The organism is Nonomuraea antri, from assembly GCF_013283785.1.
Lineage (GTDB): Bacteria > Actinomycetota > Actinomycetes > Streptosporangiales > Streptosporangiaceae > Nonomuraea > Nonomuraea antri.
This window is the reverse complement of sequence record NZ_JABCPZ010000020.1, coordinates 68,787-78,531: the sequence shown is the minus strand read 5'-3', so window position 1 is coordinate 78,531 and position 9,745 is coordinate 68,787. Positions and strand designations below refer to the sequence as shown.

At 70.8% G+C, this 9,745-nt stretch carries 12 protein-coding genes and 1 pseudogene; 4 read left to right on the top strand and 9 right to left on the bottom strand.

Annotated elements, in window-relative coordinates; genetic code table 11:
• From HII36_RS59165 to HII36_RS09875, 4 genes and pseudogenes are all read right to left on the bottom strand, one after another.
• Positions 1 to 336, bottom strand: a 336-nt coding sequence (locus tag HII36_RS59165) for a hypothetical protein (RefSeq protein WP_173522791.1), incomplete at its 3' end; no start/stop codon positions are given.
• Between the two features lie 387 nt (positions 337 to 723).
• Positions 724 to 1,629, bottom strand: a pseudogene (locus tag HII36_RS09880) (cysteine desulfurase family protein); the annotation flags it as partial.
• A 38-nt stretch (positions 1,630 to 1,667) separates the two neighbouring features.
• On the bottom strand, positions 1,668 to 1,853 hold the full coding sequence (locus HII36_RS57800; RefSeq protein ID WP_217369343.1) for an aminotransferase class V-fold PLP-dependent enzyme: 186 nt from the start codon (positions 1,851 to 1,853) through the stop codon (positions 1,668 to 1,670).
• A 77-nt stretch (positions 1,854 to 1,930) separates the two neighbouring features.
• Positions 1,931 to 2,608, bottom strand: coding sequence for an ArsR/SmtB family transcription factor (locus HII36_RS09875; RefSeq protein WP_173522790.1), 678 nt, complete (start codon positions 2,606 to 2,608; stop codon positions 1,931 to 1,933).
• 91 nt (positions 2,609 to 2,699) lie between these two features.
• Between HII36_RS09875 and HII36_RS09870 the strand changes: the two genes are divergently transcribed.
• Together HII36_RS09870 and HII36_RS09865 are read left to right on the top strand one after the other, a co-directional pair.
• Entirely contained in the window at positions 2,700 to 4,106 is a 1,407-nt protein-coding gene (locus tag HII36_RS09870) for a rhodanese-like domain-containing protein (protein WP_173522789.1), read from the top strand.
• Positions 4,103 to 5,353, top strand: a complete 1,251-nt coding sequence (locus HII36_RS09865; RefSeq protein ID WP_328807664.1) for an MFS transporter — start codon at positions 4,103 to 4,105, stop codon at positions 5,351 to 5,353. The genes HII36_RS09870 and HII36_RS09865 overlap by 4 nt, the downstream gene beginning before the upstream one ends.
• A gap of 132 nt (positions 5,354 to 5,485) precedes the next feature.
• Here the strand turns inward: HII36_RS09865 and HII36_RS57795 are convergent, their stop codons facing one another.
• The 5 genes from HII36_RS57795 to HII36_RS09850 are packed head-to-tail and all read right to left on the bottom strand — an operon-like array spanning position 5,486 to position 7,711.
• Complete coding sequence (locus tag HII36_RS57795; protein WP_217369342.1) at positions 5,486 to 5,644, bottom strand: thioredoxin family protein; 159 nt, start codon at positions 5,642 to 5,644, stop codon at positions 5,486 to 5,488.
• Positions 5,601 to 5,807, bottom strand: coding sequence for a thioredoxin family protein (locus tag HII36_RS59160; protein WP_217369341.1), 207 nt, complete (start codon positions 5,805 to 5,807; stop codon positions 5,601 to 5,603). The genes HII36_RS57795 and HII36_RS59160 overlap by 44 nt, the downstream gene beginning before the upstream one ends.
• 58 nt (positions 5,808 to 5,865) lie before the next feature.
• Positions 5,866 to 6,180 (bottom strand): class I SAM-dependent methyltransferase, encoded by a 315-nt coding sequence (locus HII36_RS55580; protein ID WP_217369340.1) that lies wholly within the window; start codon positions 6,178 to 6,180, stop codon positions 5,866 to 5,868.
• A 5-nt stretch (positions 6,181 to 6,185) separates the two neighbouring features.
• Complete coding sequence (locus HII36_RS55575; RefSeq protein WP_217369339.1) at positions 6,186 to 6,524, bottom strand: hypothetical protein; 339 nt, start codon at positions 6,522 to 6,524, stop codon at positions 6,186 to 6,188.
• A 5-nt stretch (positions 6,525 to 6,529) separates the two neighbouring features.
• On the bottom strand, positions 6,530 to 7,711 hold the full coding sequence (locus HII36_RS09850; protein ID WP_173522788.1) for a cytochrome P450: 1,182 nt from the start codon (positions 7,709 to 7,711) through the stop codon (positions 6,530 to 6,532).
• 87 nt (positions 7,712 to 7,798) lie between these two features.
• Here HII36_RS09850 and HII36_RS09845 point away from each other — a divergent pair, with 87 nt between their 5' ends.
• Complete coding sequence (locus HII36_RS09845; protein WP_173522787.1) at positions 7,799 to 8,407, top strand: TetR/AcrR family transcriptional regulator; 609 nt, start codon at positions 7,799 to 7,801, stop codon at positions 8,405 to 8,407.
• A gap of 225 nt (positions 8,408 to 8,632) precedes the next feature.
• A complete protein-coding gene (locus HII36_RS09840) occupies positions 8,633 to 9,508 on the top strand; it encodes an alpha/beta fold hydrolase (RefSeq protein WP_173522786.1) in 876 nt (291 codons plus the stop codon).
• The last annotated feature ends 237 nt before the right edge of the window (positions 9,509 to 9,745 follow it).

The following is a 9,745-nucleotide window of genomic DNA, read 5'->3' as shown; positions in this document are numbered from 1 at the left end:
CACTGGTTCCGCCGTCTGCGCATCCGCTGGGAGATCCGCGACGACATCCACGAGGCCTTCATGACCCTTGCCGCAGCGATCATCTGCTGGCGACGCCTCGTCCGATGAGTCCATTGTTAGGACCTCTAAGGTGACCATCCAATAGGAGATGAAGGTTTCTGGGCTGCCGTCGGCCTCGACCACATCCGCCATGAACTTGCTGGCGATGCATCCCTGCATGTCGTTTTCAGGTATGCGCTGCTGGCCGCAGCCGGCCAGGAGCACCATCAACACCGCCAGCGCGATGATCGCCCCATGTGGCGCTGCCGCCCCGACACGGGGCCGTAATCGGAACATGACAAAAATGATCAACCGCGGCCGTGACCGGGTCAAGGCCGCCAAATTCCGCCTTTGACCTGTGCTCCTGGGCGTTCGGGGATTTCAGGGTAGGTAGAGGTGGGCCGGTCAGATGGCACCAGGCGGGCAGGTCGATCGGTTCGGCGGGGTCGGTGTCCGATGAGGTGGACGACCCTCACGGAGGGCAGGCCGGCTACCAGGCGGCTCAGCTCGCTCAGCAGTTGCACGCAGCGGCGGTCACCGCCGTCCAGTACCACTGGCACGGCCGGATCGCCGGCACCGCCATCGGCAGGGCGGTCATCCTCAGTGGCGGCATGCTCCCGCTCGTCCTTCATGGCGTGGCCTGTTCTGTGATACCGGGAAGGTCAGGCAGCGGGTGAGAGATGGTCAGGGCCGCGGTGATAGCGCGGCAGCCGCGGTGCTGATGTCGGTGCTGGTACTCCAGCGGCCCAGTGACAGCCGGACCGCGCTCAAAGCTTTGCCGGTGTCCAGGCCCATGGCCGACAGCACGGGGGACGGGGTGCGGGTGCCGCTGTGGCAGGCCGAGCCGGTGGAGGCCGCCACCGCGGGCGCGGCGGCCAGGAGATCGTGCCCGTGGATGCCGTCGATGCTGATGTTCAGAGTGTTCGGCAGGCGCCGACCGGCGGGGCCGTTGAGGTGAACTCGTCCTGGCAGCGCCGCGTCCAAACGACGGTGCGGGTCATCGCGCAAGTGCTTGAGGTGAGAGGGCGCGCCGGTGGCGAGGTCGTGCGCGGCCAGGTCGGCGGCGGCGCCGAGAGCCACGGCCAGGGCGACGTTCTCAGTACCCGCGCGCAGGCCCCGCTCTTGCCCGCCACCGTAGACCACCGGCTCCAGCGCCACGCCTTCGCGCACGTACAGGGCGCCGATGCCTTCGGGCGCGTACATCTTGTGCCCGACAAGGGTGAGCAGGTCCGCGCCCAGCTCGGTGACGTCCAGCGGGATCTTGCCCGAGGCTTGGGCGGCGTCGCAGTGCAGCAGCGCGCCCCGGGCGTGGGCGAGCGCGGCCAGCTCGGCGATCGGCTGCAGGGCGCCGGTCTCGTTGTTGGCGGCCATCACCGAGACCAGCACGGTGTCCTCATCCAGGGCGGCGGCCAGCGCGGCCGGGTTCACCAGCCCGTCGCCGTCGACCGGCAGCATGGTGACGCGGGCGTTGTGCAGGCGCGCCAGCGCGTGGCAGGTGTCCAGCACGGCCGGGTGCTCGGTGGCCTGGATGATCACGTGCGGGCGCGGGCGGTCGGCGGCGAGTACCGCGCCGCGCACGGCCAGCAGGTTCGCCTCAGAGCCGAGGCGGTGAACACCACCTGCGCTGCCTACGCCCCGATGAGAGCGGCGACCTGCGCGCGGGCGTCGGCGAGCGCGCGGCGCGGCCGATCGGCGTACGGGTGGCTGCTGGAGGGGTTGCCGAACCAGGCGGTCAGATACGGCAGCATCGCCTCGGTCACCTGCGGGTCGACGGGCGTGGTGGCGTTGTAGTCCAGGTAGACCGGTCCGTCCATGGGCCCGTCCGTGAGGTGTCCACCGGCAGGCCGGGCGGACTCACCGGATGAGCCGGGACGCGATGCGAGCGCGTCGCTCATGTCAGCTGTCCGGCGTCGACAGGCATCTCGGCCAGCCGCCATTCGAGCATGCCGTCGGCCAGGCGGATCGCGTGCCGTCCGCGGTCGGTCAGGAGGCGGACCGCGTCGTAAGCGAGCACGCAGTATTCGCCGCGGCAGTAGACGACGATTTCGCAGTCCTCGGGCAGTTCGTTGATCCGGTCGGCCAGGTCGGCGACGGGGATGCAGACGGCTCCGGGGATGTGACCGGCCAGGTATTCCTCCACCGGGCGGACGTCGAGCACCAGGACGTCTTCCGTCTGGAGGCGGGCGCGCAGTTCCTCACGGGTGACCTCCGCCGCGTCGTCTCGGCCGAGGTAGGCGTCCCGAGCGGGCGGGACGGCGACCTGGCGGTTCTCGGCGACCTTGCGCAGCAGCGCGAACAGCTGGGCGACGTCGTCGCCGGCCAGCCGGTAGTGGATGCGCACGCCGTCGCGGCGGGTGGTGACGAACCCGGCCTGCTTGAGCGTCTGCAGGTGGGCCGACGCGGTGGTCAGGTTCAGCCCGGCGGCCTTGGCCAGGGCCTCGACGGTGCGTTCTCCCTGGGCGAGCAGGTCGAGCAGTTCCAGCCGTTTGCCGCTGGCCAGTGCCTTGCCGCTGGCGGCGAACGCCTCATACAGGTGGGCCTTGGCCTGGGCGGGGGTTGCGTCACTCATCCAGTCCTCCATTAATCTATGGAATATCGTATCAATCGGGAGCGGTGCGCGCTCCTTCCCCGAACTGCCGGGCCAGATCGTGGAGGACATCGTGGGATTCGCCGAGGACCACCTGATACCGCTGGTGGATGAAGGGCTGGGCAACAGCGCCTACCTGGTCGACCTGGGTGACGGCCGCGCTCTGGCCGTGGATGCGAGCCGTGACCTGCGCGCTTTTCGTGCCGCCGCCGGGCGGCGCGGCCTGCGGGTGGCGTACGCGGCCGATACCCACCTGCATGCCGACTTCTTGTCCGGCGCCGTGCAGCTCGCCCGCGACACGGGGGCGAGCGTGCTGGCCTCCGCGGCAGGTGAACGCGGCTTCCCGCACCGGGGTCTGGTCGACGGTGACGAGGTCGACCTGGGCGGGCTGCGGCTGCGTGCGCTGGCCACGCCCGGCCACACCGACGAGCACCTGTCGTTCCTGCTGCTGGACGACGGCCGCGAGCTGGGGGTGTTCACCGGCGGGTCGCTGATCGTCGGCTCGGCGGCGCGTACCGACCTGGTCGGCGCCGAGCGCACCGAGGAGCTGGCCCGCGCCCAGTACCGCTCACTGCGCAGGCTGGCCACGCTGCCGGACGAGGTCGCGGTGTGGCCGACACACGGGGCGGGCTCGTTCTGCTCGGCCCCGCCCGGCGCCGAGCGCACCACCACCATCGGCGCGGAGAAGCGGGCCAACGCGCTGCTGGCCGCGCCGGACGAGGACGCCTTCGTCCGGGAGCTGGTGTCGAGCCTGGGCTCCTACCCCACCTACTTCGCGCGCCTGACCGAGGCCAACCGGCGTGGCCCCGCCGTCCTGACCGGCACGCCGCCGCTGCCCGCGCTGAACGCCAAGCGGGTCCAGGCGCTGCTCGCCGACGGCGGCCAGGTCGTCGATGTCCGCCCGGCGGCCGAGTTCGCGGCCGGTCATATCCCGGGTGCGCTGTCCATCCCGCTGCGGGATCAGTTCGCCACCTGGCTGGGCTGGCTGCTGCCCGACACCGTAGCCCTGGCCTTCGTAGTCGGTGACGGCCAGGACTTGGACGAGGTCATCTGGCAGGCCCTCAAGATCGGCTACGAGCAGTTGGCGGGACACTTGGCCGGCGGCATGCCCGCCTGGCTCGCGGCCGGCCATCCGCAGGCGTCGACCGCGTTCGTCACCGCCGGCCAGGCCTCGGACGGCCCCTACCTGGACGTGCGGCAGGAGGCCGAGTACGCCGCCGGGCACGTGCCCGGCGCCCTGAACCTGGAACTCGGTGACCTCGCCCGCCACGCCGCCGGCGCCCCGGCCGGAGCGGTGGTGGCCTGCGGGCACGGCGAACGGGCCGTGACCGCGGCGAGCCTGCTGGAACGCGCCGGGAACACCGGCGTGAGCGTCCTTGACGGCGGCCCGTCCGAGTACGCCGCCGCGCACGGCCTGCGGCTCGACACCGGCGCCGCCGGCACCGTTGACGCCGGCACTGCCGACGGCGGTGCCCGGTGAGCACCGGCACCATCTTCCCGGTGCGGCTCGGGCTGCGAGAGAACTGGCTGCAGTTCACCCTGCTGGTCGTCGTCAACGTCTGCGTCGGCGGCCTGGTCGGGCTGGAGCGCACCACCGTACCGCTGATCGGCACCGACGTCTTCGGGCTGACCAGTGACTTGGCGGTGTTCTCCTTCATCATCGCCTTCGGCGTGACCAAGGCCGCCACCAACCTCGCCGCCGGTGCGCTGACCGCGCGCTTCACCCGCAAGCAGCTCCTGGTGGCCGGGTGGCTGGTCGGCGCGCCGGTGCCGTTCATGCTGGCGTGGGGGCCGTCGTGGTGGTGGATCGTGGCGGCGAACGTGCTGCTCGGCCTGAACCAAGGTCTCGCCTGGTCGATGACGGTCAACATGAAGATCGACCTGGTCGGCCCGGCCCGCCGCGGGCTGGCCACCGGGCTCAACGAAGCTGCCGGCTACACCGCGGTCGGCGTCACCGCACTGCTCACCGGCTACTTGGCCACCGCCTACGGGCTGCGCCCGGCACCCGAGCTGATCGGTGTCGTCTTCGTCGCCACCGGCCTGATTTTGGCGCTGACCGTCCGCGACACCGCCGCTCACGTCGCTCTGGAGCTCGCCCAGCACCCCAAGCCGCTGCCCGACGGCGAGAACACCGGGCTGGCGGCCACGTTCGCCCGCACATCCTGGCGGGAGCGGTCGCTACGCGGCGCCAGCCAGGCCGGGCTGGTCAACAACCTCAACGACGGCCTGACCTGGGGCGTGTTCCCGCTGCTGTTCACCGACTACGGGCTCGGCCTGGCCGCCGTCGGGCTGATCAAGGGCCTGTATCCGATCCTGTGGGGCATCGGGCAGATCCCCACCGGCCATCTGGCCGACCGCATCGGCCGCAAACCCCTCATCGTCTACGGCATGCTGGTGCAGGCCGGCGGGTTCGTCCTGGCTCTGGTGCTGCTGGAGCGGCCGCTGCTGGCCGGGATCTTGTCCGCGATCGCGCTCGGCCTGGGCACCGCGATGGTGTATCCGGCGCTGATCGCCTCGGTCTCCGACCACGCCCACCCCGCCTGGCGCGCCAATGCGCTGGGCACCTACCGGTTCTGGCGCGACATCGGCTACGCCGCCGGAGCCCTCGTGGCGGGCATCCTGGCCGACGCCCTCGGCCTGGAGGCCACCGTCATCGCCGCCGCCGTGCTCACCGCCGCCTCCGGCCTGCTCGCCGCACGCTGGATCACCGAGCACCGTGGACACTGAGCTTGGCAGGCGGCTCCTGGACGGCCTGCCCGGGTCAGTCGGGATGCGACTGGCCAGCTAGGTCTTTCGGGTTCAGGCTCGCCGGGCCGGTGAGGGCCGCACCCGGCCGCTGAGCTGCCGGGTGCGGCGGGTTCAGATGCCGAACTCTTCAAGCTCGGCGAGCAACTCGGTCTTGGTGAGCGCCCCGGTCAGCCGCTTCTTCTCCCTCCCGCCGATGAACACGATCAGTGTCGGCACCGCCATGACCTCAAACCGGCCCGCCAGCTCCGGCGCGTGGTCCAGCTGCACCATGCCCACCCGCCTGCTTGGCCGCGATCTCCTCCAGCACCGGGGCCAGCGCCTTGCACGGGCCGCACCCGCTCGCCCAGAAGTCCACCAGGAACGGCTGCGTCCCCGCGCCCGTCAGCTCGGCATCGAAACCTGCCGTGGTCAATGCGAGGGGCGTGGTGTCCATGGCGTTCCTCTGTGCTGTCCGTATCGATGACGCCTTCGGCCGCGCCTGGCCATGCCGTTCACTCATCGCCGCCCCGCACAGCTGTACCGATGATGTGGAAGGAGACCGGGGTACGCACGGGCGGGAACAGGAAGCGGTCCAGGTGGTCGATGCGGAACCCGGCCCGCCGGAGTTCGGCCTCGACGTCGCGGCCGAGGTGGCAGCCGCCGACCAGATGCGGCCAGACGGTGGCATCCAGCACGTCCTGAAGGCGGGACAGGCCGGGCGTGTCGGCGCGGACGTGCTCCAGGAAACGAAGCTGCCCGCCCGGCTTGAGCACGCGTCGCGCTTCGGCCAGCGCCCCGCCGAGGTCGGGTAGCGAGCACAGCACCATGCACATCACCGCCGCGTCCGCGCTGTGATCGGCCGCGGGCCGGTCCTCGCCACGCCGGGCACCACCTCCACCGGGACCGCCGACTCGGCGGCGGCCTGTGCCTGCGCGCGCAGCCGTGGCTCCGGTTCCACCGCGATCACCCGCCTCACCTCGGCCGGGTAGTGCACGAAGTTGACGCCGTGCCCGGCGCCGACCTCGACCACCTCGCCGGACAGGCCGGCCAGCAGCTCACGGCGGCGTTCGGTCATGCCACCGCGGTCCATGCCGGCGGCCATCTTCGGATACATCCGGCCGAACAGCGGCCGCCGCCTGTCCACCTGCTTGCTCGTCTTGGCCGCGCTCATGCCGGTCACCAGGTCACCGGTAGGGAGGTCAGCCCGCCGGTCAGCGTGCGCCTGTCGAAGACCAGCTCCTCCACCGCACAGCCCAGCTCCAGAGTGGGGAAGCGGGCGGCGAGCTGGGCGAAGACGACCTGCAGCTCGATACGGGCCAGCGGCGCGCCGACGCAGTAGCGGGCGCCGTGCCCGAAGGTCAGATGCGGCACGGCGGGCCGGTCGACGTCGAACCGGTCAGGCTCGGCGAACACGCTCACGTCGTGATTGGCGGCGCCGGTGTCGAGCAGTACCAGGTCCCCGGCCCGCACGTGCACGCCGGCGATGTCCAGGTCTTCGCGGGCGTAGCGGGGGATGCCGCCGCCGCCCAAACTCGGGGCGCGCAGGATCTCCTCCACCGCGGCGTCGATCCGGGACGCATCGGCGACGAGGGCCTGCCACTGGCCCGGCGTGACCAGCAGCCACAGCACCCCCTTGCCGATCGCGGTGACCGTGGTCTCGTGCCCGGCGAACAGCAGGAACATCCCCATCGCGGCCGCCTCGTCATCGCTCACGCCGTCGGTGGCGGCCAGCCGGGAGATCACACCGCCGTCCGCGACGCCGGCGGTGCGCTTTCGGGCCACCAACTGCTGCCCGTAGGTGAACAGAGCGCCCAGCCCCTGAGCCGAGCGGGTGCGGTCGGTGATGTCGGCGGCCTCCTGCGTCCAGACGCGGAACTGCTCGCGGTCGGTGTACGGGACGCCGAGCAGCTCGCAGATGACCGCGATCGGCAGCGGCAGCGCCAGCGCGGCGTGCAGGTCGGCCGGCGGCCCGGCCTTCTCCATCTCGTCGAGCAGCTGGGTGGTGAGCGCCTCGACGCGGCCGCGCAGCGCCCGCATCCGTTTGGGCGAGAAGTGCGGCTGCAGCAGCGCGCGCATCCGCCGGTGGTCGGCCTGCTCGGTGTCGAAGCCGCCCAGCGGCCCGCCGAACAGCTCCGACTCTCCCGTACGCGAGGCGCGTTCGGGCTCGGGATGGGCACGACCGAGCCGCGCGTCGTCCAGCAGGGCGCGCACCTCCTCATACCCCGTCACCTGCCAGCCGGGGTCACCAACCGCGGTGCGGATGGCGTGGATGGGGCCCGCGGCCTGCAACCGGCGCAGCAGCGGCGGTGGCACCAGCGGGCCAGGCTGTTCGAACGGCAGCTGTACGGGATCGGACACAACCCCTCCTCAAGTAGATGCCCATTTATATACTTCGATGTATAGGAAGCTATATGTAGACTTTGTCTTCTACAAGTGGAGGTATGGATGAGCACTGAAGCGGGTCGGAGCCAGCACGAGGCCGGGCCGGCTCAGCCGGTGCGCAGGCTGCGCCGCGCGGAGCGGCGTGAGCAGATCCTGGACGCGGCCACCCGTGCCTTCGCCCGTGCCGGATACACGGCCACGGGCCTGGACGGCATCGCCGCCGAGGCCGAGCTGACCCGGGCGATGCTGTATCGGCACTTCGACTCCAAGGCCGACCTCTACCGGGCCGTGCTGGACCGCGCGTGCGCACGGCTGGCCGAGGCCACCGGCGCCGACCACTACGACGAAAGCGCCATCCCGGCCCTGCTGCGCGCCGCGACGGCCGATCCCGACGGGTTCCGGCTGCTGTTCCGCTACGCGGCCCGCGAGCCCGACTTCCGCGAGCTGATCGACTCCATCACCGCGGCCTCCCGCGAGGTCGGCCGCCGCAACCTCGCCCGCCGCATCCCCGAGGGGCCATGGCTGGACTGGGCCGCCAACCTGATCCCGGCCTTCACCCTGGAGGCCGTCATGGCCTGGCTGGACGCCGGCCGGCCCGACCCCGACCAGGCGGCTGAGCGCATCACGGCAGCCGTGCACGGGGTCATCGCCGCCGCCCACACCACTCCGTAGCCCACAGCCGCCACGCCGTTGATCACCGAAAGGGATCGAGTGGCGCGCCGAGACAGAGCGAGTACACCGAAGGCCGGCGGCGATGCGGTCTACGCCAGGGGTGTATAGGGAACCCGTTCCTGGCTTTCCGCATGGGCGCTCCAGTCAGTAGTGACGCCGGTGGCATCGGTGAAGCGGACGGACAGATGTTCGCGGCCGCTGTCGTGCTCATGACAGTCTGGACCGATGCCCGCAACGATCTCAGGCTTCGATGAACACACGGTCCGGGTGGACGGTCTTGACCTCCATGTGACTTCGGGTGGAGAGGGACCGCCGCTGCTATTGCTTCACGGCTTCCCGCAGACCCATCTGACCTGGCGGCATGTCGCTCCCGCGCTGGCAGACCGCTTCCGCGTCATATGCCCCGACTTGCCCGGTTACGGGGCCAGCGCCAAGCCAGAGGGTGGCCACGAGCAATACGCCAAGCGTGTGACCGCGGCGACCATGGTGGCGCTGATGCGACATCTCGGCCACGAACGCTTCAGCCTGGTCGGCCATGACCGCGGAGCGCTGGTCGCCTTCCGTGCCGCGTTGGACCACCCCGACGCCATCGATCACCTCGGTGTGATCGACGTCATCCCTACCGTCGACATGTGGGAGTCACTGACGGGCGTGGGTGGCGTCTTCGGTTTCCATCTGTATTTCCTCGCGCAGCTCAACGACCTGCCCGAGCGGATGATCGGCGCTGCCCCAGACACGTTCTTCGGCTACTTCCTCGATGCCTGGGCCGAGGCCGGCACGTTCGACGCCGAGGTCCGTGAGGCATACCTGGCCGCAACGCGTAATCCGGAAACGATCCACGCCATTTGCCAGGACTACCGGGCCAGCGCCTTCGCCGATGCGGCCCACGACAGCGAGGATCGGCAGGCCGGCCGGCGCGTCAAGGTCCCTACCCTGGCGATCTGGCAGGACCCCGGCGACATGGTGTTGCCGTTCGACCCCTCGGCGGTCTGGCACGGCTGGGCGCCGAATGTCCGCACCCTGATGCTGCCGGGTGGACACTTTCTGCCGGAGACCCAACCTGCCGCCGTCACCGCGGCGATCAGGAACCTGATCAGTTAATCCCGAGGAGCGGCCGAAGGGCGGCAGAAGCGTTGACCCTCACGCCGCAAAGAACCGACCTGTCTGATCGCGGTGATCAGACAGGTCTCATCGGCGGCCTTCAGAGGGCCCGCAGACGAACCCATTCGGCCTTCCAGGGGCAAGGGGCGACCCAGCGCACATCTGCCACCAGACCACCATCACCCTGCGCCCGGACGACCTCGACGAACCGGCTCGCCCACGGCCGCGTCGCCCAGA

What these genes read in the sequence shown, in the direction of transcription:
- HII36_RS57800 (WP_217369343.1), bottom strand. Translation starts at nt 1,853, where the DNA reads ATGGACGGACCGGTCTACCTGGACTACAACGCCACCACGCCCGTCGAC.
- HII36_RS09845 (WP_173522787.1), top strand. Translation starts at nt 7,799, where the DNA reads ATGAGCACTGAAGCGGGTCGGAGCCAGCACGAGGCCGGGCCGGCTCAG.
- HII36_RS09840 (WP_173522786.1), top strand. Translation starts at nt 8,633, where the DNA reads ATGCCCGCAACGATCTCAGGCTTCGATGAACACACGGTCCGGGTGGAC.
- HII36_RS57795 (WP_217369342.1), bottom strand. Translation starts at nt 5,644, where the DNA reads ATGGTGCAGCTGGACCACGCGCCGGAGCTGGCGGGCCGGTTTGAGGTC.
- HII36_RS59160 (WP_217369341.1), bottom strand. Translation starts at nt 5,807, where the DNA reads ATGGACACCACGCCCCTCGCATTGACCACGGCAGGTTTCGATGCCGAG.
- HII36_RS55575 (WP_217369339.1), bottom strand. Translation starts at nt 6,524, where the DNA reads ATGAGCGCGGCCAAGACGAGCAAGCAGGTGGACAGGCGGCGGCCGCTG.
- HII36_RS09875 (WP_173522790.1), bottom strand. Translation starts at nt 2,608, where the DNA reads ATGAGTGACGCAACCCCCGCCCAGGCCAAGGCCCACCTGTATGAGGCG.
- HII36_RS55580 (WP_217369340.1), bottom strand. Translation starts at nt 6,180, where the DNA reads ATGGTGCTGTGCTCGCTACCCGACCTCGGCGGGGCGCTGGCCGAAGCG.